The sequence below is a fragment of the Sphaerisporangium viridialbum genome (assembly GCF_049674955.1).
GTDB classification, from domain to species: domain Bacteria; phylum Actinomycetota; class Actinomycetes; order Streptosporangiales; family Streptosporangiaceae; genus Sphaerisporangium; species Sphaerisporangium viridialbum.
This window is the reverse complement of record NZ_CP187232.1, coordinates 4688493-4713811: the sequence shown is the minus strand read 5'-3', so window position 1 is coordinate 4713811 and position 25319 is coordinate 4688493. Positions and strand designations below refer to the sequence as shown.

The 25319-nt window shown below is 68.5% G+C and carries 26 protein-coding genes and 3 pseudogenes; 13 read left to right on the top strand and 16 right to left on the bottom strand.

Annotated elements, in window-relative coordinates:
• Positions 1–40 precede the first annotated feature (40 nt).
• A complete protein-coding gene (locus ACOZ38_RS21220; RefSeq protein WP_424532914.1) occupies positions 41–988 on the top strand; it encodes a helix-turn-helix transcriptional regulator in 948 nt (315 codons plus the stop codon).
• Between the two features lie 281 nt (positions 989–1269).
• Here ACOZ38_RS21220 and ACOZ38_RS21215 read toward each other — a convergent pair whose 3' ends face one another.
• The 4 genes and pseudogenes from ACOZ38_RS21215 to ACOZ38_RS21200 all read right to left on the bottom strand — a co-directional run bounded on the left by ACOZ38_RS21215 (position 1270) and on the right by ACOZ38_RS21200 (position 3096).
• Positions 1270–2007 carry a class I SAM-dependent methyltransferase gene (locus ACOZ38_RS21215; RefSeq protein ID WP_424532911.1) on the bottom strand — a complete coding sequence of 246 codons (738 nt, stop codon included), beginning with the start codon at positions 2005–2007 and terminating at the stop codon, positions 1270–1272.
• A gap of 123 nt (positions 2008–2130) precedes the next feature.
• On the bottom strand, positions 2131–2340 hold the full coding sequence (locus ACOZ38_RS21210) for a hypothetical protein (protein ID WP_424532910.1): 210 nt from the start codon (positions 2338–2340) through the stop codon (positions 2131–2133).
• Between the two features lie 323 nt (positions 2341–2663).
• A pseudogene (locus ACOZ38_RS21205) lies at positions 2664–2723 on the bottom strand (hypothetical protein); the annotation flags it as partial.
• Between the two features lie 13 nt (positions 2724–2736).
• Positions 2737–3096, bottom strand: coding sequence for a DUF4158 domain-containing protein (locus tag ACOZ38_RS21200; protein ID WP_424532908.1), 360 nt, complete (start codon positions 3094–3096; stop codon positions 2737–2739).
• Between the two features lie 349 nt (positions 3097–3445).
• Between ACOZ38_RS21200 and ACOZ38_RS21195 the strand changes: the two genes are divergently transcribed.
• Genes ACOZ38_RS21195 through ACOZ38_RS21180 form a run of 4 tightly spaced genes read left to right on the top strand, consistent with a single transcriptional unit; the run spans position 3446 to position 6549 of the window.
• Positions 3446–4573, top strand: a complete 1128-nt coding sequence (locus ACOZ38_RS21195; protein WP_424532906.1) for a DUF4158 domain-containing protein — start codon at positions 3446–3448, stop codon at positions 4571–4573.
• Positions 4567–4980: a hypothetical protein gene (locus ACOZ38_RS21190; protein ID WP_424532905.1), complete on the top strand. Its 414-nt coding sequence runs from the start codon at positions 4567–4569 to the stop codon at positions 4978–4980. The genes ACOZ38_RS21195 and ACOZ38_RS21190 overlap by 7 nt, the downstream gene beginning before the upstream one ends.
• The gene (locus tag ACOZ38_RS21185) at positions 4953–5981 is read left to right on the top strand and encodes a Tn3 family transposase (protein WP_424532904.1); all 1029 of its coding nucleotides are present in this window, start codon (positions 4953–4955) and stop codon (positions 5979–5981) included. Before ACOZ38_RS21190 ends, ACOZ38_RS21185 begins: the two co-directional genes overlap by 28 nt.
• A 1-nt stretch (position 5982) precedes the next feature.
• Complete coding sequence (locus tag ACOZ38_RS21180) at positions 5983–6549, top strand: Tn3 family transposase (RefSeq protein ID WP_424532902.1); 567 nt, start codon at positions 5983–5985, stop codon at positions 6547–6549.
• Between the two features lie 108 nt (positions 6550–6657).
• Here the strand turns inward: ACOZ38_RS21180 and ACOZ38_RS21175 are convergent, their stop codons facing one another.
• On the bottom strand, positions 6658–8061 hold the full coding sequence (locus ACOZ38_RS21175) for a DHA2 family efflux MFS transporter permease subunit (protein WP_424532901.1): 1404 nt from the start codon (positions 8059–8061) through the stop codon (positions 6658–6660).
• Between the two features lie 89 nt (positions 8062–8150).
• Here ACOZ38_RS21175 and ACOZ38_RS21170 point away from each other — a divergent pair, with 89 nt between their 5' ends.
• Positions 8151–8720, top strand: coding sequence for a TetR/AcrR family transcriptional regulator (locus ACOZ38_RS21170; RefSeq protein ID WP_352072934.1), 570 nt, complete (start codon positions 8151–8153; stop codon positions 8718–8720).
• Positions 8721–8953: 233 nt separating this feature from the next.
• A complete protein-coding gene (locus ACOZ38_RS21165; RefSeq protein ID WP_424532899.1) occupies positions 8954–9886 on the top strand; it encodes a tyrosine-type recombinase/integrase in 933 nt (310 codons plus the stop codon).
• A 465-nt stretch (positions 9887–10351) separates the two neighbouring features.
• Here the strand turns inward: ACOZ38_RS21165 and ACOZ38_RS21160 are convergent, their stop codons facing one another.
• The 6 genes and pseudogenes from ACOZ38_RS21160 to ACOZ38_RS21135 form a co-directional block, all read right to left on the bottom strand.
• Positions 10352–11608 (bottom strand): hypothetical protein, encoded by a 1257-nt coding sequence (locus ACOZ38_RS21160; protein ID WP_424532897.1) that lies wholly within the window; start codon positions 11606–11608, stop codon positions 10352–10354.
• Positions 11609–12364: 756 nt separating this feature from the next.
• On the bottom strand, positions 12365–13090 hold the full coding sequence (locus ACOZ38_RS21155; RefSeq protein ID WP_424532896.1) for a tyrosine-type recombinase/integrase: 726 nt from the start codon (positions 13088–13090) through the stop codon (positions 12365–12367).
• 30 nt (positions 13091–13120) lie between these two features.
• A pseudogene (locus tag ACOZ38_RS21150) lies at positions 13121–13213 on the bottom strand (hypothetical protein); the annotation flags it as partial.
• 8 nt (positions 13214–13221) lie between these two features.
• Positions 13222–13557 (bottom strand): Crp/Fnr family transcriptional regulator, encoded by a 336-nt coding sequence (locus ACOZ38_RS21145; RefSeq protein WP_424532895.1) that lies wholly within the window; start codon positions 13555–13557, stop codon positions 13222–13224.
• Positions 13558–13675: 118 nt separating this feature from the next.
• Positions 13676–14089, bottom strand: a pseudogene (locus tag ACOZ38_RS21140) (DUF1931 family protein); the annotation flags it as partial.
• Positions 14090–14202: 113 nt separating this feature from the next.
• Positions 14203–14886, bottom strand: coding sequence for an adenylate kinase family protein (locus ACOZ38_RS21135; protein ID WP_424532893.1), 684 nt, complete (start codon positions 14884–14886; stop codon positions 14203–14205).
• Positions 14887–15221: 335 nt separating this feature from the next.
• Between ACOZ38_RS21135 and ACOZ38_RS21130 the strand changes: the two genes are divergently transcribed.
• Together ACOZ38_RS21130 and ACOZ38_RS21125 are read left to right on the top strand one after the other, a co-directional pair.
• Positions 15222–15569 carry an Hsp20/alpha crystallin family protein gene (locus tag ACOZ38_RS21130; protein ID WP_424532891.1) on the top strand — a complete coding sequence of 116 codons (348 nt, stop codon included), beginning with the start codon at positions 15222–15224 and terminating at the stop codon, positions 15567–15569.
• Between the two features lie 117 nt (positions 15570–15686).
• Entirely contained in the window at positions 15687–15932 is a 246-nt protein-coding gene (locus ACOZ38_RS21125; RefSeq protein WP_424532890.1) for a hypothetical protein, read from the top strand.
• Positions 15933–16021: 89 nt separating this feature from the next.
• On the opposite strand, the gene ACOZ38_RS21120 is transcribed toward ACOZ38_RS21125, so the two are convergent.
• A complete protein-coding gene (locus ACOZ38_RS21120; RefSeq protein WP_424532888.1) occupies positions 16022–17074 on the bottom strand; it encodes a hypothetical protein in 1053 nt (350 codons plus the stop codon).
• Between the two features lie 405 nt (positions 17075–17479).
• Between ACOZ38_RS21120 and ACOZ38_RS21115 the strand changes: the two genes are divergently transcribed.
• Entirely contained in the window at positions 17480–17623 is a 144-nt protein-coding gene (locus ACOZ38_RS21115; RefSeq protein WP_424532887.1) for a hypothetical protein, read from the top strand.
• Here ACOZ38_RS21115 and ACOZ38_RS21110 read toward each other — a convergent pair.
• Both ACOZ38_RS21110 and ACOZ38_RS21105 read right to left on the bottom strand, forming a co-directional pair.
• Positions 17607–17819: a hypothetical protein gene (locus ACOZ38_RS21110; RefSeq protein WP_424532885.1), complete on the bottom strand. Its 213-nt coding sequence runs from the start codon at positions 17817–17819 to the stop codon at positions 17607–17609. The genes ACOZ38_RS21115 and ACOZ38_RS21110 overlap by 17 nt on opposite strands.
• A 209-nt stretch (positions 17820–18028) precedes the next feature.
• Positions 18029–19051 (bottom strand): sensor histidine kinase, encoded by a 1023-nt coding sequence (locus ACOZ38_RS21105; protein ID WP_424532883.1) that lies wholly within the window; start codon positions 19049–19051, stop codon positions 18029–18031.
• Between the two features lie 155 nt (positions 19052–19206).
• Here ACOZ38_RS21105 and ACOZ38_RS21100 point away from each other — a divergent pair, with 155 nt between their 5' ends.
• Positions 19207–19557, top strand: a complete 351-nt coding sequence (locus ACOZ38_RS21100; protein ID WP_248966318.1) for a hypothetical protein — start codon at positions 19207–19209, stop codon at positions 19555–19557.
• A gap of 57 nt (positions 19558–19614) precedes the next feature.
• Here ACOZ38_RS21100 and ACOZ38_RS21095 read toward each other — a convergent pair whose 3' ends face one another.
• A complete protein-coding gene (locus ACOZ38_RS21095; protein ID WP_424532882.1) occupies positions 19615–20031 on the bottom strand; it encodes a DUF2267 domain-containing protein in 417 nt (138 codons plus the stop codon).
• A gap of 100 nt (positions 20032–20131) precedes the next feature.
• Positions 20132–22141, bottom strand: coding sequence for an erythromycin esterase family protein (locus tag ACOZ38_RS21090; protein WP_424532881.1), 2010 nt, complete (start codon positions 22139–22141; stop codon positions 20132–20134).
• Positions 22142–22431: 290 nt separating this feature from the next.
• Between ACOZ38_RS21090 and ACOZ38_RS21085 the strand changes: the two genes are divergently transcribed.
• Together ACOZ38_RS21085 and ACOZ38_RS21080 are read left to right on the top strand one after the other, a co-directional pair.
• Positions 22432–22896 carry a phosphate-starvation-inducible PsiE family protein gene (locus ACOZ38_RS21085; protein WP_424532879.1) on the top strand — a complete coding sequence of 155 codons (465 nt, stop codon included), beginning with the start codon at positions 22432–22434 and terminating at the stop codon, positions 22894–22896.
• 1215 nt (positions 22897–24111) lie between these two features.
• Positions 24112–25221, top strand: a complete 1110-nt coding sequence (locus ACOZ38_RS21080; RefSeq protein ID WP_424532877.1) for a PP2C family protein-serine/threonine phosphatase — start codon at positions 24112–24114, stop codon at positions 25219–25221.
• The last annotated feature ends 98 nt before the right edge of the window (positions 25222–25319 follow it).

The following is a 25319-nucleotide window of genomic DNA, read 5'->3' as shown; positions in this document are numbered from 1 at the left end:
AGGATTGTGGACGCTTTCTGCCCTCATTAGGATCGCGACCGTGTCCCGTCCCGCGACCCGCGTCCTGGCACTGCTGGAGATCCTGCAAGACCGCGGCCTGGTGCCCGCCGACGAACTGGCCCGGCGCCTGGACGTCGACGCCCGTGCCGTCCGCCGCTACATCACCGCCCTGCGCGACATGGACATCCCCGTCGAGTCCGTCCGCGGACGCTATGGCGGCTACCGGCTGGCCCGCGGCGGACGCCTGCCGCCCCTGATGCTCGCCGACGACGAAGCGGTCGCCGTCGCGGTCGCGCTGGCCACCGGCAAGCAGCACGAACAGGTGGGGGAGCCCGGCCCGACCGACCGGGCGCTGGTCAAACTCAACCGCGTCCTGCCCGCGCCGCTGCGCTGGCGCGTCACCGCGTTGATCGCCGCCACCTCGGCGACGGCAGGCCCGCTGACCCCCGAACCGCACCTGGCGCTGACGCTGGCCGCGGCCGTCCACACGCGGCACACCGTCCGGATCGAGCGCACCCGCGGCGCACGCGAGGTGGACCCGTACGGGCTCGTCGTGCACGCACGCCGCTGGTACCTGGTCGGACACGACCATCTCCGCGCCGCCATCCGCATGTACCGCCTGGACAGGATCAGCGACGCCGCTGAACTGCCCGGCAAATTCGCCCCGCCCGAGGGTTTCGACCCCGTCACCCACGTGCTGCACACGTTGACGCTCGGCGCCTGGACCCACCGCACCGAGGTATGGCTCGACACCGACCTGCGGACCGCCCGCGACCATCTGTCGGCCACCTTCGGCAACCTGCACGCCTGCCCCGACGGCGGCGTGCTCCTGGTCAGCGGCGCGGAAAACCTGCCCGCCATGGCGCGCATCCTCACCGGCCTGCCCTGGCCCTTCACCGTCCGCAATCCGCCCGCGCTGGTCACGGCGCTCGCCGAGCACATCACCGCGCTCACCCTGGCCGTCGCCCGCTCCCATCCCGCACCGTAGCCGTCGGCGCCTCTCACCCCGCTGCGCGGCGGCGTCGGCCCCTGAGCAGCAACCAATCGGCCAGTGGCGTTAGCGAGCCGTCGGGGTGTGATTTACCGCCAATGGCGGTGCCGATGCGGGTGGTCGTCCACGTCGTCGGAGATCCTCGAACCCCTCCACCGGCAACCTCGACCGCCCGCTGCCGGCTTGCTCGGGCACCCAGAACGTACGCCACTCAGACGCCAGATCTCCCGCTGAATCACCGTCAACACGTTGGTCCGCGACCCGGCACTATGGCGGGATCAGGCGATGAGCAGGCGCAGGCCGAGCTCTGCCGCGTCGATGCCGGAGAGGTCGCGGTTGCGCGCGGCCCACCGGCCGGATGCGAGGTCATCACGGAGGCTGCGCACTGCCCGCTGCTCGGCATCCGGGCCGACCCTGGCCCAGATCGACATTCCGCGGCGGACATGCTCGTCCAGGTATGCCTCGGGCCGGCGCCAGAAGGCGTGGTAGAAGCCGTCAGCGCAGTCCCACGGAACGAGCACCGGCTCGGTCCGAGCTCCGATCGCACCGACCAGCTCGGTCAGCGAAGGCCGGCCAGCCCAGAGGCCGGCGAACTCCGGCAGGTAGTCACGATTCAGCCAGAAGAGATCGGCGTCACTGGCGTCACAGGTGAACACGACCACGCGGCGAGCGACACGCCGCATCTCGCGCAGGCCCGCGATCGGGTCCTGCCAGTGATCGATGGTAGCGAAAGCCATTGCGGCGTCGAAGGACTGGTCCTCGAACGGGAGACTCTCCGCGGTGGCATCGACGCACGGCGCTGCGCCCGCGGGGCGCTGCGCCCGCATGACCGCCGATGGCTCTACCGCAGTCACGTCGAGGCCGGGAGGCTCGTAGGACCCGGTGCCGGCCCCAACGTTCAGCACGGTCCGCGCATCGCCGAGCGCGGTCCAGATCTGCTCGGCGATCCGCGGCTCGGTGCGCCGCGTCACGGTGTAGGTAGCGCCGATGGCGTCATACAACTGTCCGCTGGACATCAGACTGCCTCCATCTCCGTCAGCAGATCATGTGACAGCCTGCCAACCTGATGTATTGAGTCGATATATCGAGAAGATATGATGCTACGCCATTCAGACACCAGATCTTCCGCTGAATCACCGTCAACACGTTGATCCAACAGGGGAGACCGCTCCCCAGGCGGGCGCTCCACCGAGCTGGTCGACGGCGACCACCGGCCCTAGCACCGTGACGCCGGCGGCCCACAGCGTGGAGGAGACCGCCGACTGGACGGCCACCCACCGGATCGAGACGAAGACCCGCCACCCCTGCAGGACCTCGCGCAGGAACCCGGTCCGCGGGCCGGTCGGCACGGCGCGGACGGGCAGCCGGAACAGCGTCCCACGCCAGGATCCATCCCGGCCCGATCCATACGATCAGGAACCCAGCCAGGGCCGGCAAACCGCTGCGGATCAGCGAGATCGCCGAGCAGATGCAGGTCGTCCACCCTCGTCCTCACCCGCAGCGGTCGCGGCGGCGCCCTCCGGCGCGGCACCTTCCGGTCCGGCGGCCTGGTCGACGTCTGCGGGATCCGGCCGTAGGCCAGGGTGAAGATGCCGCCGTTGACCTCCGCGCGCACCTGAGAGGCCAGGTCATCCAAGGTGGAGAAGGCCGGGAACTCGCAGCTGTTCTTGGCCAGATCCTCCAGCGCCACATTGATCAGATCGGCCGGATGATCCTTGGTCTTGGCCGCCAGCCTGATCGCCTGCTCAGCCAGCTTGCGCGCGGCGGCCTGATCGCCGTCCAGCCCCAGCCGGGCCCCGTACCAGCGCCTTGTGATTGCGTCCCGTCCGCTCGGCCATGCCCGTCATGCCGACCTGCTCCGGCATGCCTAACTCGTTCCGTACGTGCTCGATCACCTGGGCCGGAATCTCGGTCAGCCGCGGGAACCGGCCCAGCCGCTGACAGCACTTCAGCCACACCATCAGCGACAGCCGGTTCTCGTCGCTGTCGGTCATCTCCCGCGCCCAGTCCATCTCCGCCAGGCTCGGCGAGTACGCCTCGCGCAGTTCGCGCTCGGAGATGGTCCGCTTGAACCGCGGGTAGGCGGTCTTATCGATCGAGGCCATCAGGCACAGCCTTCCCAGCAGCCCCGATAACCACAGAAGGAGTCATAATGTAGCCGAGTGAACACAGCCCGCGAGACGGAAACGCAGAAACTAGGGCCGACCCTCGCGGTCTACGGGAGGACGACTTCCGAGATTACGCGCCACCCTTCGCGGAGAGCCTGCTCCCGCATCGAGTACCTCACCAACCCAGACCCGCAGCGGGCATGACTTACGTTCTCAAGATCGGCTCATGGCGGGTTTACCCGTATCTCGGGTGCCACCGGAATACGGCGGAAACGGGCCGCGCTCTTGATCACCGGTCGTTAAACTCCTTCCTTCACGCTGGTTAGTGATGGTTCCGGGGGTTTGGGTGGCGTCGATCGATCGGACGGCGTACCCGAGGTTTGCGCGGGCGTTGTCGGCGCGGGAGTTGGCGGAGGTGTTCACTCCGTCGGCGGTCGAGGTGGAGTGGGCGCGCGGCAAGACGCAGGATGATCAGCATCTGCTGGCATTGCTGGTGTGGTTGAAGGCCTATCAGCGCTTGGGATATTTCCCGAAGCTCAAGGACGTCCCTGCGGTGGTCTTCGAGCACATCCGAGAGGTGATCGGCCTGCCGGAGGGGGTGGTGCTGGAGGATGCCGCGGAGCGGTCGGCCAAGCGGCATCGGCCGTTCGTGCGTCAGCGGATGGGTGTCACCTATGACGCGGCCCGGGTCCGGGAGGTGGCCGATGAGGCGATCCGCAAGGCGGCCCAGGCCAAGGACAACCCCGCTGACTTGATCAATGTGGCGCTGGAGGAGCTGGTTCGCGCGGAGTGCGAGCTGCCCGGCTACACGACGCTGGATGAGATGACCAAGAAGATCCGCACCGAGGTGAACCGCGGGTTCTTCACGCTGGTGTCCGGCCGGGTCGACGCCGGAGCCCGGGTGAGGCTGGCCCGGCTGCTGCTAGTCGACCCCATCACCCGGCGCAGCGAGTACGACGGGTTGAAGGACGTGGCGCAGGCGGCATCGCTCAACAAGTTCAAGGGGCGTCTGGCGTTCCTGCGGGGACTGGATGCCCTCGGACCGACTGAGGCGTGGCTGGAGGGGATTCCGCCGGGGAAGATCGCGCATTTCGCGGGAGAGGCGAGGGTCACCGATGTCGCGGACCTGCGGAAGGTGCTGGATGAGGATAAGCGCCTCACGTTGATCGTGAGCCTGTTGCACACGGTGCGGACCGGGGTGCGGGACGACGTGGTGACGATGTTCTGCAAGCGGATCGCGACGATCCACAAGAAGGGGCGAGACCAGCTGGAAGCCCTGCGGGAGGGCATCGGGCCGAGTCCGAACGCCTGCTGGGCGTGTTCGGCGATGTTCTGGACGGCGTCCGCGAGGCGGTCACACCCGCCGAACCCGGCGCGGTCGGCCCGCTGCCGGACGGCGCGTGCGCCGATCCCGCCGCGAGCGCGGGCTCCGGATCCGGGGATGTTGCCGAGCGAGCGGGCCGGCTGGTGTTGAAGGCGCTGGAGGAGGCCGGCGGCCTGGACGCTCTGGCGGCCGCGCACGAGGCGGTGTCGGCCTATCACGGCAACAACTACCTGCCGCTGCTCGACCAGCACTACCGGTCCCACCGCTCGGCGCTGTTCACCCTGGTTGACTCGATCGACCTGGAGTCGACCAACGCCGAGCGCAGCGTGCTGGACGCGGTGGAGTACCTGCAAGCCCAGCGGAACGCGCGGGCGGCGTTCGTCCCAGACCGGATCAGCGTGAAGCGCGCGGGCCCGGACGGCGCCCCGGTCGCGGTGGAGCTGGTGGTGGACGTGGACGCGTTCGCCGGAAGATCCTCAAGGATCCGGACCGGCAGGGCATGCTGGTGCGCCGTCACCTGGAGGTGTGCGTGTTCTCCTATCTGGCTTCGGAGCTGAAGTCGGGGGACATTGCGGTGGCCGGATCGGACTCTTATGCCAACCTGCACGATCAGCTGATGAGTTGGGAAAAGTGCGAGCCGCTCGTGGAGGAGTTCTGCGCCGAGGCCGGCCTGCCGACCGACCCGCGCGAGTTGACCCGCCACTACAGGCAACTCCTGGCCGACACGGCGGCCGGAGTCGACGCCGGGTACCCGGCCAACACCGACCTGACCCTTGAGGGCGGACGGCCGGTGCTCAAGCGGCGCAAGGGCGCCGAGCGGAGCAAGGAGGCGCTCAAGCTGGAGGAGGCCGTGCACGAACGGCTCCCGCGGCGGGACCTGCTCGACATCCTCACCCGCACCGCCTACCAGACCGGCTGGACCCGGCACCTCGGCCCGGCTTCGGGCTCTGACCCGAAGATCAAGGAAGCGCTCGGCCGGTACGTGCTGATGGTGTTCACCTACGGGACGCTGCTCGGCCCGGCCCAGGTTGCCGCGCACATGCACGGCAAGGTCAGCGCCGCCGAGATCGCCATGACCGCGAACAAGCACTCCACCAGCGACAAGATCTCCAAAGCTTCGACTGACGTCATCAACGAGTTCAACAAGCTCGACATCGCCTCGGTCTGGGGTGATGGCAAGGCCGTGGCCGCCGACGGCTCCCAGATCGAGACGTGGGAGAACAATCTCCTTGCGGAGAGCCACATTAGGTATGGAGGTTATGGAGGTCTGGCCTACAGACACATCTCCAATACCTATGTGGCGCTTTTCTCCCATTTCATCCCATGTGGCGTGTGGGAGGCGGTCTACATCATCGAAGGGCTGTTGAAGAACGCCTCGGAGATCCAGCCCGACACCATCCATGCGGATACTCAAGGCCAGTCGCTGCCGGTCTTCGGGCTCGCCGCGCTCATGGGGTTCGACCTGCTGCCCCCGTATCCGCAACTGGCACGACCGGATCTTCTACCGGCCCACCCCGGGCACCCGGTACCAGCACATCGATTCGCTGTTCGGCGATGAGGTGATCGATTGGGCTCTCATAGAGACCCACTGGACGGACCTACTCCGTACCGCGATCTCGATCCGGGAGAACCAGCTGTCCTCAGTGACTCTGCTGCGCCGCCTGGGCAACCATTCTCGCAAGAACCGGCTCTACCGGGCCTTTCGCGAGCTCGGCCGCGCGGTCAGGACGATCACGCTCTTGCGGTACCTGTCGGATCCAGACCTTCGCGAGCAGATCACCCAGGTCACCAACCGCAACGAGTCCTTCCATAATTTCGCCGACTGGCTGATGTTCGGCGGCAAGCTCATCGGCCACAACGACCCCGAGTACCAAGAGAAGATCATCAAGTTCAACGAGCTGCTGGCCAACTGCGTCATTTACTCGACCGCTCAGGACATCACGGACGCGGCCAACGCCATCGCCGCCGACGGCCACCCCGTCGACCTCGATGACCTGGCCACCGTCTCGCCCTACATCACCCACGTCATCCGCCGGTTCGGCAACTGGATCCTCAACCTGACCCCGCCGGCCGCCAACCCCACCACCCGACTCGACCTCGAGTCCCAAGTCCTCTTCGCCCCATAACCGGCGGCTCGCTCGCCGCTGCGGGTGTTCTTCGGCACCGAAGGGCTGCGGATGACCCAGCAGGCCTACGCCGAGCGGCTCAAGACGTGGGCCGACTGGGAGGAGCTGTCAGCGGCGGCTCACTGACTGCTTGGCCTTCTGACTGTTCGGCCGGACGCCCCTCGGCGTCCGGGCCGCGGTCAGCCACAGGCCGGTGAATACGGCGCAGGCCAGCGTCACGGCACCCGCCGCGAGGAAGGCGCTGTTGAGGCCGGATTCGAAGGAGGCGCCGCCGGACTCCCGCGTGTGGACGATGGCTCCGAGCACCGCCACGCCGAGCACCGCGCCGATCTGCCGGGTGGTGCTGCTGATGCCCGAGGCGAGGCCTCCCTCCTGCGGGCTGACCGCCTGGATGGCGGCCCCGGTCAGCGGCGACATGGTGAGAGCGAACCCGATGCCGACGACCGCCAGCCGCCACCACACGTTCCCGTAGCCGGTATCGGCGTGGACGAAGCCCAGCGCCAGCAGCCCCAGCCCGGCCAGCGCCAGGCCGATGCTGACCACGATCCGGAAGCCGTGCTTGGCGGCGAGCCGGCCCGCGAACGGGCTGACGATGACCATGCCGAGCGAAACTGGCAAGGTCTGCAGGCCGGCCACCAGGATCGAAGTGCCCTGGACGTAGACGAAGAACTGGGAGAAGAAGAACGACGACCCCATCAGCGCGAACCCGACCACGACCATCGCCGTGTTGGACACCGTGAACAGTCGCTGACGGAACAGCCGGAGCGGCAGCATCGGCGTCGACACACGACCCTCGACCACGACGAACGCGGCCAGGAGCACCAGTCCGGCGGCGAAGCTGCCCAGGATCACCGGCGAGGTCCAGCCACGGGAACCGCCCTCGATCAGCCCGTACGTCAGCGCTCCCACACCCAGGACGGACAGGACCGTCCCCGGGATGTCGATCGCCGGCGCGCCGGGATTGCGGGACTCGCTCAGGATGCGCAGACCGGCCAGCAGCAGGACCGCGCCGATGGGCACGTTGACGAGGAAGATGGCGGGCCAGCCGAAGGCGTCCACCAGAATGCCGCCGGCCAACGGTCCGGCGGCCAGGCCCATTCCGCTGAATCCGGCCCACAGCCCGATCGCCTTGATCCGTTCCTGTGGGACGGGGTAGGCGGCGGCGAGGAGGGCCAGTGAGGCGGGGCTCAGCGCCGCGGCCCCGATGCCCTGCAGCACCCGTCCGGTGATCAGCCAGCCGATCGAGGGTGCGACAGCGCACAGCACGGATGCGATGGTGAACACCGCGACGCCGGCCAGGAACACCCGCTTGCGGCCGAAGCGGTCGGCGAAGACGCCGCCGGACAGCAACAGCATGGCGACCAGCAGCACGTAGGCGTCGACGATCCATTGCAGACCGGCCATGTCGGTGTGCAATCGCTGCTGCATGTCGGGTAGCGCCGCGCCGACGATCGTGTTGTCGAGCAGCACCATGAACTGACCTGCGCAGGTCAGGGTGAGCAACGCTTTCACGCACATCCCTCCTAAAAGCAGTTAATGACTGCGTTAACATAGACCCTCATAGGCTCTAACGCAAGTCTCGACTGCCTTAAGGTGGGGGTATGGATGAGCAGGGGCGGGCCAGGCGGCCCGGCGGGCGCAGCGCCCGGGTCCGCGCGGCAGTGCACCAGGCCGTTACCGAGCTGGTCAGGGAGCGCGGCTACGGAAACTTCACAGTCGGCGACATCGCGGCCCGCGCGGGCGTGGCCGACACCAGCCTCTACCGCCGGTGGGGCAACCTCCAAGCCCTGCTCAGCGATGTGCTGCTGACCCGGCTCAACGCGCAGTCGCCGATGCCTGACACCGGCAGCCTGGCCGGCGACCTGCGGACCCACGCCGCCAACGTGGCCCGCGAGGTCACCGGACCCGACGGCCTGGCGCTGGTGCGGCTGACCATCGCGCTGTCAGGCGAGGGTCAGCAGGGCCTTCAGGCGCGCGACGAGCTCCTGGCCGACCGCACCAGGCAGTTGCAGGCCATGCTCGACCGCGCCCGCGGCCGCGGCGAGGACCCGCCTGACGTACTGGAGGTGCTGGACCATCTCCTGGCGCCGATCTACATGCGCGTCCTGTTCGGCGCGGGCCCGCTCACCCCTGACTACCTCGACGGGTTGGTCGACCGGTTGCTCGCCTGATCCAGTCCGTCGCGCTGTGGAACAGCCGCTACCTGTCGACCGCCGTCGGCGAGCTACGCCTCCATCACTACTTGTGGCTGGGGGTCAGTTTCGGGAATAGGATGCCGAGTTGGTTGCGGGATAACGTTCGTTATCTGGCAAGATAGCGATCAACGACGTAGCGCGAGCTGGGCGACCACCGTCCGGCGCGCACGCTTCGTATCCCGGTTATCTGGCAACTCGGCGGGTACCGCATGGATCCGGTCATCGCCGAGCAGCTCGGCCGTGCCCACCCGCTCGCCCGCCATCTCGACGACTTCCTCACCGACCTGGCCAACGCCGGTACCTCACTGCACACCCGGCGCGCCTACCGCAGCGACCTGATCGCTTTTGCCGCCCACCACGGCGAGGAGATCGGCGAGCTGACCGCGACGCCGATCCGCGCCTACCTGGCCGAGCTCGCCGAGCTGTCGCCGGCCAGCCGCAAGCGCAAGCGCGCCGCGATCGCCTCCTTCACCAGATGGGCGGTTCGCCACGACCTCCTGGGTGCCAACCCGATGGATCGGATCGACACCGTCAAGGTCCCGAAGGCCCTGCCACGCCCGGCCGCGGCCGCCGACGTGGCCAAGGTCCTCGCGGTGATCTGCTCGCGGCGGCCGCGCAAGGACGTGCCGTTGGACCGGTTGCGCGACCGGGTGCTGTTCGAGACCGCCTACGTGTGCGGCGCCCGCGCCTCGGAGGTCTGCGGGCTGTACGTCGAAGACCTGGACCTGCGCCTGGACGACGAACACGTCCGCATCCACGGCAAGGGCGGCAGCGTGCGCACCGTGCTGCTGGACGATCGCGGCTACGTCGCTCTGCTCAAGCTCTACCTGGCCCGCGCCGGCTACACCGCCGGGCCGCTGTTTCGCGCCTCCATCAACGGCCGCGGTGGTCCGCTGTCCTACGACGCCGCCCACCACCGCTGGCAGAGCTCCTGCGCCGCCGCACGTGTCGAGATCGACATTCACCAGCTGCGCCACGCCCACGCCACCGAGCTCATCAACGCCGGCGTCTCCATCGAGGCCCTGCGCCGTCGTCTCGGCCACGCTTCTGCCGAGACCACCCAGCTGTACGCGCTGCTGGACGACAAGGTCACCGACGCCGAGATCCGCGCAGCCCGACGACGCCGAACCGCCGGGCGATGAACCGACGGATCACCAATACCCACGACCAAGATCATTCTCAGCGATAATCGCCGTCCGCAGGTTCCCCAGCCCCGTGGAAGTCGCCGACGGCGAGTCGGTCACTGAGGCCGCCCGCACGCTCAAGATCGGTCGCTCCACTGCGTACGAAGCTCTGGCTCAACGCTGACCTGCGGTTATATCGTCCCGCGGCCCGTTTCCGCCGTATTCCGGTGGCACCCGTATCTCGGCTGGACCCGGGTAATGGCCATGACGATGGCGGCCGCGCTGAGGGTCCATTCCCAGACGGGGCGGCGCCGGGCCGTTCTGCCGGCTGGTGGCGGACAGCCGGGCGCGGGCGTTCTCGACCCAACCTTCGCCGAGGGCGGGGGAGCGTCGGGCAGCGCACCGGCCGCCTGCGGGCGTCTCCGCTGGGTCGGGTGAACGAGGTCGCTCCTTCTTGCCCGACCCGACTTCACCGGTGAGAACTCACTGGTCGGCTCCGGTCGGCGTAGGGGCGCCGGGTCCCCGCTGGGCGGCCGCGTGGAGTTCGGCGGTGACCGCCCGCTCGCGTAGCTGGGCGGATTCGGTGCGAAGGGTCTCGGTCTGCGCTCGCAGGTCCGCCACCCGGGCTCGTTCCACCTCGAGCAGCGCGGCCAGCCGGTCGCGCTCGGCGATCACGGAACGCTCGCGTTCCCGCGCTTCGGACGTCTCCGCCGCCGCTTTCTGCTCGGCGGCCTGGACGCGGGTGGCGGCCTGGCGTTCGGCATCCACGGCTCGCGCGGCGGCCTGGGCGGCGTCGGCTGCGGAACGGGCGGCCTCGCCCATCGCCTCCGCGCGGGCCTGCTCGGCGGCCTCGGCGCGGGCCTGCGCCCGCCCGCGTTCGGCGTCGGCCGCCTGCGCTCGCGCGATCGCCCCGGCCGCGGCCTGCTCGGCCTCGACCCGGGCGCGCCGGGCCAGCTCGGCCTCGGTACGCGCGGTGTCCCGCTCGGCCGAGGCCTGTTCGGCGGCCTGCCGGGCCTGCTGGGCCTCGGCACGCGCGTCCTTGGCCTCGGCGACGGCGGCCTCCACGCGCTCGTTCATCTCGCGTGTCGCCTGGTCACGGGCGGCTTCGGCTCTGGTGGCGCGCCGGTTCGCCTCCTCGGCCGCCTGCTTGGCGTGCCGCTCGGTGGTGGCCGCCTCCCGCAGGGCCGCCAGCGCCTGCTCGCGCGCGTTCTCGGCGTCCGACAGGGCGGTGTCGCGTTCGGCGAGGGCGTCGCGCACCTGCTCGCGCATGCTCTCGCGCTGCCTGCGCGCGTGCTCGGTGGCCTCGCGCGCCAGCCGTACCTGCTCGAAGGCCTGCTCCCGCTCGGTGCGGGCGATCGCCACACGGGTGTGCGCCTCGGCCTGAACCGCGCTCAGCTTGGCCTCCACCCCCGCCGGGCTGAGCTCGTCGGCGAGCACCTGCGCCAGGGGAGCGATGGCCGCCGCCAGGCCCTTCTCCATTCGGTCGTAAAGATCCTCGGCGCGGGCGAGCGTGCCTTCGAGGCCCGGGGTGGCGCGGCGCAGTTCCCGCGCGCGTTTGGCCGCCGCCTGGCAGTCGTTCTGCGGGCAGTACTCCTTCGGCCGGCCGCGACCGGGCCGCCGCTCGATCGCCGCGCCGCAGTGCTTGCACGGCGTCACTCCCGCCGTCTCGCCGCCCTCGGCCGCATCCTCCGCGCCGCCACCGCGCGCGCCTTGCCCGCCACTCCGCGCCTTCACCGCCACAGCCGGACTCTAACAGATTTATAATTTCCAGAAATTCAAAATCAGAAAAGAAGATCTGTTGCGTGTCCGTGAGCCTGAGCAACTCACGAGAAGGAGACTTCCCGCAAGTTACTCCACCACGCCTCACCGACCGCACCGCGTTACTGAGTGTCCTGTCCAGGCGAACCTTGGAGTTCCGGGTGTTGAGCGCAGTGAGCCTGTCGGCCGTGCCAGTGGAGTTTCTGACTGATGAGCTGTTGAGCGCAGTGTGCCTGTCAGTGGAAACGCAAAGTTTTGTCAGCGTGAACGACGGGTTTTGCAGTGGAGGCGCACGGTTTTGTCAGTGGAGCCTAGCGAGGGGGCCGGTGACCTGGGGGTTCGTATGGCGCAGCGCCGGTGACTGTCTTCTGTCGACTCGCGGACTGCGACGTCTCCGGGAGTCGACAGAGGCGCTGAGCGGCCGGTACGGCTCCTGTTTTGACAGCGGCATCGCTGGCAGGGCACCCCTGGAGATTGTGCGGTCTACCAGCGGAAACGCAGAGGCTTGTCGGTACCGGCGCAAGGTTTTGGCAGTGGCGTCCGGCCATGGGCCTGTTGCCCCGCTGCTGCGGGGGCCGGGGAAGGTCTCATGCCTGGAGGCACTCCGCGCAGCGCCCCACATGGCCAAGTGATGGAGGAACGCCGTTGCTCTGCGGTGATGCGTCGTTGACCGCTGTCGGTGTCGGTGTCTTCGAGATTAGACCGCTGAGCGGCGTTGCCTTCACGGTCCGGCGGTCTTCAGATGTCGGTGTCGATGGTGGCGACGAAGGAGACCAGGCGGGTGGCGGGGTGGCGGTCGAGGGCGTAGCGGGCGCGGTCGTAGGCGCGGGTGGTTCGGGGGTCGGCGTGGCCCATGGCGTCTTGGACGTCACGCAGGGCGGCGCCGGCGTCCAGGGACAGGGTGGCGAAGGAGTGCCGCAGCGAGTGCGGGGTGAGTTTGGCCGCTGAGGGGATGGCCGCAGCCTGGGCGATGCGGCGGATGAGTTTGGTGATGGCCCAGCGGTCCAGGCGCTTTCCGCCCTGGTGGGGGCCGGATGCTCCGGTGACGAACAGCGGCCCCTGTAGCCGGCCTTGATGCGGCTGGCTGCTGTCGGCCCTGCTGGCGAGGTAGTGATCGAGGGCGTCGGCGACGGGCGGGGCCAGGGGGAGTGCCTGGCGTTTGCCGCCCTTGCGGGTGACGGTGAGGGTGCGCCAGCCGCGGTTGTAGCCGAGGTCCGCGATGTCGGCGTTGCAGATCTCCGAAACGCGGACGCCTTCGGTGAGCATGATGGCCAGCAGGGCGGCGGTGCGCAGTCGTACCGGACGGGTGTCGGCGGCGGCCGCGGCCAGGAACCGGCCGGCTTCGGTGCGGGACAGGCCGATGGTGGCTGAGTTGTCCCGGTCGGGCCGGGGGCGGTCGACGGCGGCGACCGGGTTGCGGTCGCAGGCTTCGTTGCTGATCAGGTAGCGGTACCAGGAGGACACCGCGGATAGCTTGCGGGCGACGGTGGAGGCCGCGCGGCGGGTGGCCAGGTCGGTTTTGTACAGGTCGGCGTCGGCGCGGCGGACGGTGAGGGGGTCCAGGCCGCGTTCGGCGCACCAGGTCAGCCATTCGGTCAGGTCGGTGTGGTAGGCGGCGGTGGTGGCCGATCGGCACGGGCCACGACCTCGCCGGTCTCCTGCACGACCGCGGTGAAGAACGCGGGCTGGCCGGTGAGCTGGCCGAGTTCACCGAGGAAGCGGCCCGGGCCGTGCACACGGACGATCTCACCGCCCTCCTGCTCGGCCACCATGCCCTGGCTGATCACGTGGAAGTCGTAGTTGCGGTCACCCTCGTTGAAGAGGATCTCGCCGCGCCGGACCGGGCGCCGCTCACCGTACGCCGCGACTAGGGCGACCTGGTCCCTGTCGAGACGCGGGTACGCGCCGTGTAGGTCGGGTGTCTCCTGCAAGGGCCGTCTCCGCCCATCGTCGGGTGCATCAGAACGACACTCGCCGACCATCCGGACCGCCGCATCCTCACACTTGGTAGGGCGGTCCCGCCGGCGTTCGAGGCCGTGCCGGGTCCGGTCACAGGAGCAGGTCGAAGATGGCGATGGCCCGCTCCCAGTGCTCGGTATGCGGGTTCTTCTGCCGTGGATCGATGATCTTGAAAGTGCAGGCGAGCACGAGCGTCAGTCCACCGACGATCTCCGGTAGAGACCGCTCGGTCTCCTCCGCGATGGTCAGATCGAGCGGCGGCCGTTTCGCGAGTTGCTCGAGAACGGGCTCCAGCGCGATCTCCTCGTCGAGTGCGCGGAAGGTATGGATGGACTCCTGCAGCCCCTTGGTCACCGGCAGATCCGACGGGTGAATGACGTCGCGAGCGTTCGACTTGGCATGGGCCTGGCCGATCAGGAGCAGGTCGTAGATCTTGTGGTCGATGAAGTCCTCGTAGCGCTTGAGGTCGTCCTTGTCGACGTCCAGGCCTCCGGCCACTCTGAAGAGCCGCTGGAAACCGTGCTACGGCGCTCGGGCGCATCTGCACCACCTCCTCGGTCGAGCCTTACTCACCCGCGCTCCACCGGCATCACACAACCGGACGGGATCGGTGCGCCTCAGCGGCCCTGCTCGGCCATGCCGGCGGATCCGCCCGGCGAGAGCGGCGACGGGAGGCCCAGACGGGAAAGGATCTCGGCGTGGACCGTGCCCTGATCACGGCTCGCGTCGATCACGAAGACGCGCACCTTGCGCCCGAGCAGCTCCAGCACGACGTCGATGTCCTTGTGGTAGTCAAAGAGCCGCGCGGTGAGCGCCTCCGGCGTGTCGTCTTCGCGTGTCACCAGCGGATCGTCGCAGACGTCGCAGACGTCCTCCTGCTCCGGCCGGCTCTCGATGAGGCTGTAGTCGACGCCGCAGCGCTCGCACAGCCGCCTCGACAGCACCCGGTGGCGTACCTGGGAATCGGGGATGTCGAGGTAGATGACCGCATCGAGGTCACAGCTCTCCAGGAAGAACTCGGCCTGGCGGCGGTTCCGCGGGAACCCGTCGATGACGAACCCGTAGTTCCAGTCGTGCTCGTCCAGGCGATCGCGCATGATCGTTTCGACCAGAACGTCACCGACGAGCTGACCGGCCGTCATGACCCGTCGTACGCGCGCGCCGATCTTGGTGTGGTGTCGCACGTGCCACCGGAAGATGTCGCCGGTACTGATCCGTACGAGGTCGAAGTCACGGGCCAGCATGGTGCTCTGCGTGCTCTTACCACTGCCTGGTATCCCGACCACCACGTACTTACGCATCGTGAGAATGATGACACACCTGGTGCCGCACTGTCAGTCGGCGGTGGTCGTGTTCGTGTCCCGCGCCACGGAGCATGGCCGGTGGCCGCACGTCCTTGTCCGGCCGCGGCGACGGCGGCTCCTTGGGGGACTGTGGTCGCCGGTCCAGGCGCCCACTCGAACGAAATATTGGGGGATGTCATGACACTGCCGATGAGGCGCACCAGAGGTGCCCGACTGCACGGAATAGAGCCGACCGCGATACTGCGGCGAGATCCCTTCGCGGATGTGCAGGAACTGCTCAACCGCATGACAGGGCTCAACCAGCTGGCGGTCGAAGCCGAGGCCGAACGCCCATGGATGCCGATCGCGGAGATCGACGAGGCGACGATGGCTACGTCGTCAGGCTCGAGCTGCCCGGCATTTCACCGGATGACATCGACATCGGCATCCGGGACCGCGAACTGTGTGTGAACGGTGAGGTCCGCGAGGAGGAAGAACGCTCGAACGCGCTGCGCGTACGGGCGGGGCGGTTCCACTACCACTCCTCGCTGCCCTCCGACGTCGATGCGGACGACGTCGAGGCGTCCATGGACCAGGGGGTCCTGACACTGCGTATCCCCAAGGCCCAGCGAGCCCAGGGCCACCGCATCGAGATCACCGGCAAGCGGGCCGGAGGCAAGCGATCCGAGCCCCCGCGCTGAAGCCGGCCCCGGCGCGGTCGCACAGAGTCGCACGGATCGGAGAGAGAACGCAGCGGACCCGGTGAGCTCAGGTCCAGCCACTTATGCTGGGTTCCCTTCAGGCAGCCGTAATACAGGTTGAAGCCGTCCACGTCTCCGGCGCGCTGGTCATGCTGGACGGCGGCGATCGCCTGTGCGTGCGCGTGCCTGCGCGGCGGCGAACCCACCGTCGCCGAGGACACGCCCGACGGCGAGTGGCTTTTCACGGCGTTCGACGCGATGAACATCCCGGCGAAGCGCAAGCTCGAGATCCTCCTCGCCCTTCAGGCCCGGGTCTTGCGTGAACTTCCTGACGGAAATGGCGAAACGACAAACGAGACATAAACGCTTAGTGCGCCCTCCCTGCCCATAAACGGGCGTGAGATTTCTACCTCTACCCACACACCCGCACGGAGGTGACGGGTGGGCTGGGATCACGTGCTCCTGGTGAGCGGGGTGTCCGGGCGGTAGGTGTAAGCCGCCTCGCGCACGGCGTCGTCGCTCTCCAGCCCGGCGCCGAGCGCGCCACCGAGGGTCGCGATCGAAGCCGCCAGCCAGGCCAGATCGAGGTAGTCCGAGAAGTCGACCGGGTGGCGGAGCACGCTCGCGAAGAACCCGTCCGGTACGAGCACCGCCGTCCCGGCAAGCGCGATCAGGAAGAGCGCGATGTAGAAGACCACCACCCCTATGATCACCGTGACGATGTTGAACAACATGACCTGCTCGCGCACATTCGCGCTGGGATGCCGTTCCCAGAGGTTCGCGCCTATGACGATGGTGAGGGTCATGGCGAGCGCCGATCCGACGGTGAGCACGCTCAGCCGCACATGTCCGAGGTGGTCGGTGAGCCGCCAGATGTCGCTGGTGACCAGCGCCGCGGCCACCAGCACGCGTGAGAGTCGTATCGCGAGCCGCCAGGGCCTGTTGGCACGCAGCATGCCCAGCAACAGCCACACGTTGCCGGTGATCACCCGGGCCACGAGATGCACGCCTCGGTCGTCGATTTCTACCTGACCGCCGGGCTCCCGTGCCCGCCGGACGACGGCGGCGGACCGCCGCCGTCCTGCCGTCCCGCCGCCCGCCTCCTTGCCGCCCGCCGCGCTCGCTGCTCCGAGCATGGCTTCGACCAGCCGCACGCTGGCGGAGATGGCACGCCGACGGACCCCCACCGGGCCGAGCGCGGGCAGAGACAGCACCGCCACGCCGTGCGCGGCGCTGGCATGGGCGATCACGGGTCGCCTGGCCGTCTGCAGCGGAAGATCGGTGACACAGACCGCGAGGTGCCATCCGCGATCGAGCATGGCTCTGCGCCCGGCGGCGATCAGCTCGCTGAGCTCGACCGGCGGGTCGACGAGCCGCTCCTCGACGACCTCGATGCTCCATCGAAGGTCCGGCAGGCGCGCCGAAAGCTCTTCCGCGAGCTCAGGCAGGAAGGTCGCGGCCAGCTCGGCGACCACGCCGGGTGACGCCAGTATGCCGACACGCACCTCGGTCTGAGCTGCTTGTTCGCCGATCGCCCCCTCCTCGCCCGAGAGTACCTCTCCGTACCCGGGGGATCACGTAGGCGGCTGTCGTTCGGCACGGGCGGGCCGAACCCGCCAGAGCGTGAGCAGGCTTGCGGTGAGGGGTCGGGTAGAGGCGGAGCAGGTCCTCCTCGGACTCGCGCCGTACGATCATGCGGACCGACCCGTCCCCTACGGCGGCCACCGGCGGGCGGATAACGTGGTGGTAGTTGCCCGCCATGGCCCGCTGGCCATGCTCTCCATGAGTCGGGCCGCCGGTAACAGCGGTGGCAAACTTGGCAGTTCGAGTCGGGGCCGCAGGCGGGCGGCTGAATACTCACGGAGACGTGCGCGCATCGGGGACGGTAGCCCTCGCGGTAGAACTGGTCCTTGAACTCATCCCCGCGGAGCACCGGTCCGGTCACGACACGCCTGCTGCGGGAGCGCCAGGACGCCGGAACCGTCCAGCCGTCCTACACCGCCACGGTGCCCAAGCACGGCGTCGTCCTTCTCAAGCTCACCGGGCCGCGGTGAGCTGTTCCAGAATCGGGGACACGATCTTGCACGGACCACACCATACCTGGATGGACGCCGCCTCGACGACCTCGGCGAAGTCGTCGTCACCCGCCTCGGCGACCCACGGCAGCGGCTCGTGGCAGTCACCGCAGCGCGGTGTCCCGCCGGACGCCGCGGGTACACGGTTCCCGCGCCCGCACTCGCGGCACTTCACGATGGACGAGGATGACTTCGGCGTCTGCTCCCTTCTCCAGGCGGCGTTCCGCGCGGTTCCCCGCGCCTGCTCCCGGCCGCCTGCGGTGTCCTCGTACGAGACATACTGTCGACCCTTGCCAGCCGAGGAGCCCCACATCCTCCCAACCTGACAGTCGTTGACCTCGCGGCGCCCTTCGCCCGGGGTGAGATGGCCGAGAGCCTTCCGCATCAGGAAACACCGCCGAGGGGTAGCTGCACTTCGAAGGTCGCACCGCCAGTGGGAGATTCCTGCACGCGTATGGTCCCTCCGTGGGCGCGCACCACAACGGCGGCGATCGCCAGGCCCAGGCCGCTGCCGCCACGGTCGCGGCTTCGGGCGGCGTCCAGCCGGATGAAACGCTCGAAGATCTTGTCGCGGTCGGGCTCGGCGATCCCCGAGCCGTCATCGAAGACCACCAGCAAGGCGGTGTCCCCCTCAGCTCGCACCTCCACTCCCACCGTTTGATCGGCGTGTCGTTGGGCGTTGTCCAGCAGGTTGCCCAGCGCCCGGCCGAGCTGATCAGGTACGGCGTCCACGGTGACTCCCTCCTGCAGGAAGAGCTGAGTCGGAAGAGGATCGCGGCGGTGGTTCAGCCCCCTGCGCACGAACTCGGCCAGGTCCACGTGTTCCCGGCCGACGGCGCCGGTGGCCTCGACGCCTGCCAGATAGAGCACGTCCATCACGATCTGCTGCAGCCGGTCGACGTCGCCCAGCAGGCGGTCCAGCAGCTCCAGCAGTTCGGTCTCGCCGGGATGCAGCCGGGCCTCCTCCAGTTGGAGGCGTAACCCGGCCAGGGGAGTACGCAGCTCGTGCGTGGCGTCGGCGACGGTCTGCCGTCGTACATGCACGGCTTCCTCCAGCCGGCCGAGGGTCTGGTTGGCGGTGCGGGCGAGCCTGGCCACCTCGTCATCGCCGGACGGCTGGGGGATGCGATCGCTGAGGTCGTTGAAGGTGATCTCGGCGAGCTGAGCCCGGATGGCGTCGACCGGCTCCAGTGCCTGGCCGACGAGCATCCAGGTGGCCGCGCCCGTGAGCGTGATCAGCGTGACTGTCTCGGCGCCGATGGCGGTATCGACCCATCCGGTTCGGTGGATGGCCATGCTTGTGATCACTGCCATGGGCACCAGGACCAGCGTGGTGATCACAACGGTCAGCAGGGTGATCCGTGCGCGGATCGACCGTGGGCGCAGTCTCAACGACCATGAACCCATACCCCCAAGCTATGTGAGCTGCTGAAACGGCTCGACGTCGGCCTCCGGGGCGCAGGCCGGTGTGGGCTCCTCGGCGGGCGCGACCGCGGCGATCCGATGGGTACATCCCCAAAGTAAAGAGGCGGATGCTCAGCACTGGGGACAGGGGAAGAGCCATGGCGGTGAAGCTGAACCAGCGGGGGTTCGACAACGCTAAGAGCCTGGTCAAGGAGAAGCGGGTCGTGCTCGATGTGATGGACGACTGGAGTGAGCATCAGCCGTCGGCCGCGCAGGAGAACGAGTTCATCGAGAAGCACGGGCTCGATGAGTACGGGAAGTGGCATCTCGGCGTGGACGACGAGATGGGTGAGGACACCAAGGGGAGGTACAAATTCCCTTACGGTGACTTCGAGAACGTGCACCGGTGCGGCGTCATCGCGGCGGAGGTCCGGGCCGCGCAGCGGAAGTACACCGACGTCGAGGTGGCCGCCGCCCATCTGCACGGCATGCTGGACGAACTGATGTGACGGGTGCCGGCGGCGCAGAGCCGCCGGTTCCTCGATGACGCGAAGCCCTTGCGTCCGCTACGGAAGGACCTCGGCCAGCTCTTTCGGCATGCTCGATTTGATGTCGTCCCACTCGCCCTCGGTGACATAGATCCTAAGAGCGTTGAGGACCGTCTCGATCAGGTGTTCGGCACCGCCCTTGACCGTGTACGGAAACTCTTTCCGCACGCGGGCCAGGAAATCTTCCCTGTCCATCTTGACGGGGACATCGGTGGGGTCCCAGCCTTCGTAGTAGATGCCGCGGACCAGCATCGGCAGCTGGGCGGCCTCTTCGACGGTCAGGCGGTCACGCAACGCATGTAGAACCGCCCTCAAAGCGGCATATGACTGATTTCGCCGCTCCTTGGGCCATCCGTACGCCTGCTCGATCTGCTTCAGCAGGTGGTTGGTCTTGCCGACGGTGGTGTTGAAAGACGAGTATCCCGTTTCCGCCATCAGCTCTGCCTCCTTGCTGATGTACGCCGGCTGCGGCCGGGTGACGCGGGCTCGGGCAGGCGAGAGCCGGCTGACCCGGCGCCGCGTATCCCCCGATGCCTCAAACGGCGAATGGGTAGGTTTCTGGTACTTCTCCCTTTTCCCACTGGGCGGTGCGTTCGAGAGGCTCGACGGCCCGCGTCTCGTCGATGTGGATCACCGCGTCAAACTGCTCGGACACCCGAGCCCGGAAATAATGGCTCTGCCGCTCGGTCTGCGGCCGGTAGATGACGCCGATCGCCCGTTCCAGGCGTGCCTTGCGCAACGCCTCGGCGGTCCTCGGGGCCACGCCGAACGAGAGCAGGAACTCCTTCTGCCCGGCCTCGTGGTGCAACTCCTCGATCGAATCGGCGAGCGCCGCCCTCACTCGCTTGCGCTCGGCCGCACCGCCCCAGTCATCGGCGGCGGTCACCGTCCCTGTGTAGGTGGTGAATCCGATCAGGCGGCAGTCGTCGGGGTGCCGCTCGCGCACGAGTTGACCGATGGTGAACTCGCCACGGGTCGCCGCCTCGGTCGTCCGGGCGTCACCGACGTGGGAGTTGTGCGCCCACACGACGATCTTCGCCGGACGGCCCCGCTGGCGGCTCAGGTGGTCGGCCAGCGCCTCCAGGGTCTCCGTCATGTGACGATCACGCAGGTTCCAGGAGGAGACCCGCCCGCCGAACATCGTGCGGTAGTACTCCTCCGCCGCCCTGACCACCCGGGCGTTCTGCTCGGCGTAGAACAGTTCGTCCTCGGCGAGCAACCCATCACGCCGCGCGTAGTCCATCGCGTGGCGCTGCAGGTCGACCAGTTGCTCGACCACCTCCCGCTGACACGACTCGCCCGCCCCGAAGGCCGCGGCGAAGCCGTACGCCTGGCCGTCGTCACCCGAGTGGTGATCGAAGCAGGCGTAACGCTCGCGCGCCCGGGCCGCGGCCGCCGGGTCGACCCGCTCGAGGTAGGAGACGACCTCGTGGATGGACCGGTTGAGGCTGTAGACGTCCAGGCCGTAGAACCTCGCCTTCGCCCGCTCCTCCCCGACGTCGTCGTTGTGATCGCGCAGCCACCCGACGAAGTCGAGCACCACCGCGTTGCGCCACATCCACGTCGGGAAGCGCTCGAAGCCGCGCAGCGACTCCTCGGCGGTTGCGTCGTCGCCGCGGCCGCGAACGTACCGGTTCACTCGGTAGGCGTCCGGCCAGTCCGCCTCCGCGGCCACGGCGCAGAACCCTTTCTCCTCGATGAGCCGGCGGGTCATCCGCGCGCGGGCCGCGTAGAACTCGTGGGTACCGTGGGACGCTTCGCCGATCAGGACGAAGCCAGCGTCCCCGATCAGCTCGAACAGCGTACGATCGTCCGGCGTGCCGTCCTCGGTGGGAAGCGCCTCGGATCGGATGACGGCCACGTCGCTGACCGCCCGGGTGTCCGTCGTCACCGGGCGCGACCTGGACGCGGCGCGCAGCAGATCGCGCACTTCCTCGTCGGTGGTCTGGTCGAAGTCCCAGTACGACCGCCCGACCGCCAGGAAGGGCGACGGCGTGGTGGCGCAGATCATCTCGTCCACGATGGTGGCGAAGTCCTGGCAGGTCGATTCGGGAGCGGCCGGCACGGCGACGACGATCGCGGCGGGCCGCTGGCGGCGCAGGGCGTGGATGGCGGCACGCATGCTCGCCCCCGTCGCGAGGCCGTCGTCCACCACGATGACCGTCTTGCCCGCGACATCCACCGGCGGGCGTCCCTCCCGGTAGACCCGTTCACGACGCAGCAGTTCCTGGCCCTCGCGCTGGGCCACCTGCTGGAGTGTCTCCGGCGGGATGTCCAGGCCCCTGATGACGTCGTCGTTGAGAACGACCACTCCCCCGCTCGCGATCGCTCCCATCGCGAGCTCTTCTCGTCCGGGAACGCCAAGCTTGCGGACGAGGAAGACGTCGAGCGGGGTGTCCAGTGCCATGGCGATCTCGTACGCCACCGGCACACCGCCCCGCGGCAGCCCCAGAACGACGACGTCTGACCGGCCTCGGTACTTTTCAAGGAGCCCGGCGAGAACCCGGCCCGCGTCGCGCCGGTTCTGGAACAAGCGGTTCGACATGGCTACCGCCCCTCGAGAGGACGCGCATGCCCTACCCCCGCTAAAACCCCACAAACCGGTCCATATCCAATGAAACCGCTTACATGCCTATCGTTTGAGCATGCGGACCGGGCCGCCTAGCGGGGCTGCGACGCCTCCCGGACACCCGTCGGAGGGGAGACCGAGATCCTGAAGCGGCGGACTAAGGTTGTTGTGTGCACTCCCCCTGAATTCTGGTCAAGGGGGCCGTCATGCCGGACGAACCGCAGGCGCGGGACGCGCCACCGCTAGCACCACCACCGCCGAACACCATGAGCACACCTAGCAGGCGGGCTCTGCAACTTCTCGCGAACGCCGAGCACGCGATTCTCTACGCGGTCTGCGTCTTCCTGCTGATCCTGGCGACGGGCGTCCTGGTGCAGCTCGGCTTCAGCATCGTGCAAAGCCACTCCTCCTGGCCGGAGGCCATCATCATCACCATCGAGGAGCTCCTCCTGGTGCTGATAGTGCTCGAGATCTTCGTCACGGTGCTCACCCACCTCCAAGGCGGGCACCTCCTGCTGGAGCCCTTCATCATCGTGGGCATAATCGCGCTGGTCCGGCATATCTTGTCGGTGGTCGTCAGGCATACCGTCACCCAGACGCCGCAGCTCGGCCGCGAACAGCTCATCGAGCTCACCACCTATGCCGGGGCGGCCTTCCTGCTCGTGGCCGGGCTCGCTCTCGCCCGGTGGTCACGGCGCTGGCCCAGCGAAACGGCCTCACCCAGGTTGTGAGACGCGCTTTCACCGATGATCGCGACTACGGTTTGCCTGGTTTGCGGGCAAGGATGTGGGCGGCTTGCTGGGCACACGCCCACACTGAGGCAGTCAGATCACCCACCCCACCCGGCTCGTGCCCAGGCGCGGGGGCGGGCTCGCCGGTGAGGCGGTGCGACTGTTCAGGCATGCGGGCCTTCTTTCTCGGGTCGCTTAGGGGTCGTCGGGGGCCAAGCGCGATGACCCCTGGCTGCGGACATGGAGCCAACTCACCACCATGGCGGCCGGGTGTGGACGAACAGCTGGCAGGCCACCAGGCGCAGCCCCGGCACACTGATCACCGGAAGGGTTGACTCCTGCTCCGGTACGGGAGGCGGCCCACACGGGGGACGACGACCAGCCGCCCGCCGGAGCGGCGAGCGGGCCGAGTCGGCGTCTTGCCCCAAGGGCTGGGGCAGATACGGCAGCGCCGACGCCGATGACCGCGACCCCAATGACAGGGCTCCGGAGCCTCTGGGCCAGATCACGGTGCCGGTGGTCGCCAAACAGGCGTGGTGGCCACCTTCACCCGTCCGACACTCACCAATACCGATCAGAAACCCCCGCATGGGACAAACGATCTTTTGATGAGCTACTGCGGGTACCGACCTGCCGCCCGAGCGGTGCCCGCCGTCGGCGCCTGAGCTTCGAGGCCGAGGACCATGCCAGATGTACGGGGTTGAGGAACCTGCGGACAGTACTTATCGTTGAGATTGATCTTGGTCGTGGCTGGCGAGGTGTGGAGCGTTTGGGGGCAGGTCAGCGGTGGTCGCGGCGGCGTCTTGCGACGCGGATCTCGGCGTGACGGGGCGGAGCTGGCCGCGAAGCTTCTGCTCGACATGATCGGCCGGAGCGAGTCCGCAGGCTGATCCACCCCAAGCGGCTGGTGCTGAACCTGCGGTTCACCGGCGATCCGACAGTCCACGAGCCCGCGATCCGCGAGGTCTGGGGTGGCGGGCTGAGGCTCGGGTGCCCGGAAAGCCCGCGCGGGGGGGGGTTGACGGGCGCGGCGAATCGCTCGGGCGGGGGAAGGAGGGCGGCGTGAGGGGGCGAGGTAGAGGAATCCAGCCGAGGCGGTGAACCGCAGGCCTCTCTCGGGCCCAGCGCCTGGGCCAGCTCCCACTGCGGGCCTTGGCCACGCCCCGTGGATCCACCGGTGTCCGGGCGGGGAACCTGTAGGTGTATCCAGGAAGGGTGAGAGGTCAGCAGGGGCCGGAAGATTGGTACCGGGCGCGGCGGTCGGGGCCTGCGCTGGTGGCGACCCCGCTCGCTCTGATCGTGGCGATCACCATGACGGAGGTCCTGACTCCGAGCGAGATCCACCTGAGTCCGCTGCTGGTGGCGGCCCCCGCGATCACCGCCTCATACGCCGGCCCGAAGTTCACCGCCGTGGTGGCCTCGATCACCGTCATCGACCAGGTGCTGATCGGCCTGCACTTCCACACGCTGGGCACCGTCGTCATCCAGGGGCAGTTGGCGGCGCTGGCGGTGGTCTCGGCGTTCCTGGTGTCGTTCTCCTTCATCCGGGACCGAAACCGGCAGCAACTGGTCCAGGCCCGTTCGGTCTCGGAGGCCACGCAACAGGCTCTGCTGCGGCCTTTGCCGGCAGTCCTTGGGCCGCTGAGGCTCGCCTGCATGTACCTGGCCGCCGAACAAGCCGCCCACATCGGCGGCGACCTGTATGCCGCTGTCCATACCCCGTCAGGGTCCCGGATCGTCATCGGCGACGTGCGTGGCAAGGGCCTGCCCGCGATCTCCGACGCCGCGCTGCTGCTGGGGGCCTTCCGGCAGGCGGCCCGCCGCCGTGCAATCCTGCTGGACGTGGTGACCTACCTGGACGAAAGCGTTCGGGCCGGCCTGGAGGAACGCGACTGGGAACCGCCCGAGGCCTGGGACAGCTTCATCACGGCGGTGGTGCTGGAGATCCCTGACGACAAGCCGGTCGTCTACGTGATCGACTGCGGGCACCCGCCACCCCTGCTGATCCGCGACCACCACGTCACGGCTCTGCGGGTCTCCCAGCCCGCGCCACCCCTGGGTCTGGGCGAGCTTTGCGAACCGGCCTACCACGTCGAGACCTTCGACTTCAGGGCCGGCGACACCCTGCTGCTCTACACCGACGGCATCGCCAGGGCCCGCTGTCCCTCCGGCGTGTTCTACCCGCTGGCCGAGCGGGTCACCACCTGCCCCGGAGAGGACCCCGACGCGGTGGTCACCCGCGTGCACGATGACCTTCTGGCCCACGTCGGCGGGCACCTGGGCGACGATGCCGCCATGGTCGCCATCCACCGCCTGCCCGATTGAGGCGTCCCCGTTCACGCCGACCCACGATCGCGGGTTCCCCTGGCCTCACCCATTCGGCAGCCCCGCGCTGGTCCGTCAGGGAACCTCAGCGCCGGCCG

Excerpts from the sequence above, each read along its gene's own strand:
- ACOZ38_RS21170 (WP_352072934.1), top strand. The coding sequence starts at position 8,151 with ATGGATGAGCAGGGGCGGGCCAGGCGGCCCGGCGGGCGCAGCGCCCGG.
- ACOZ38_RS21100 (WP_248966318.1), top strand. The coding sequence starts at position 19,207 with ATGGCGGTGAAGCTGAACCAGCGGGGGTTCGACAACGCTAAGAGCCTG.
- ACOZ38_RS21215 (WP_424532911.1), bottom strand. The coding sequence starts at position 2,007 with ATGTCCAGCGGACAGTTGTATGACGCCATCGGCGCTACCTACACCGTG.
- ACOZ38_RS21130 (WP_424532891.1), top strand. The coding sequence starts at position 15,222 with ATGGATGCCGATCGCGGAGATCGACGAGGCGACGATGGCTACGTCGTC.
- ACOZ38_RS21135 (WP_424532893.1), bottom strand. The coding sequence starts at position 14,886 with ATGCGTAAGTACGTGGTGGTCGGGATACCAGGCAGTGGTAAGAGCACG.
- ACOZ38_RS21090 (WP_424532881.1), bottom strand. The coding sequence starts at position 22,141 with ATGTCGAACCGCTTGTTCCAGAACCGGCGCGACGCGGGCCGGGTTCTC.
- ACOZ38_RS21165 (WP_424532899.1), top strand. The coding sequence starts at position 8,954 with ATGGATCCGGTCATCGCCGAGCAGCTCGGCCGTGCCCACCCGCTCGCC.
- ACOZ38_RS21105 (WP_424532883.1), bottom strand. The coding sequence starts at position 19,051 with ATGGGTTCATGGTCGTTGAGACTGCGCCCACGGTCGATCCGCGCACGG.
- ACOZ38_RS21200 (WP_424532908.1), bottom strand. The coding sequence starts at position 3,096 with ATGGCCTCGATCGATAAGACCGCCTACCCGCGGTTCAAGCGGACCATC.
- ACOZ38_RS21085 (WP_424532879.1), top strand. The coding sequence starts at position 22,432 with ATGAGCACACCTAGCAGGCGGGCTCTGCAACTTCTCGCGAACGCCGAG.
- ACOZ38_RS21095 (WP_424532882.1), bottom strand. The coding sequence starts at position 20,031 with ATGGCGGAAACGGGATACTCGTCTTTCAACACCACCGTCGGCAAGACC.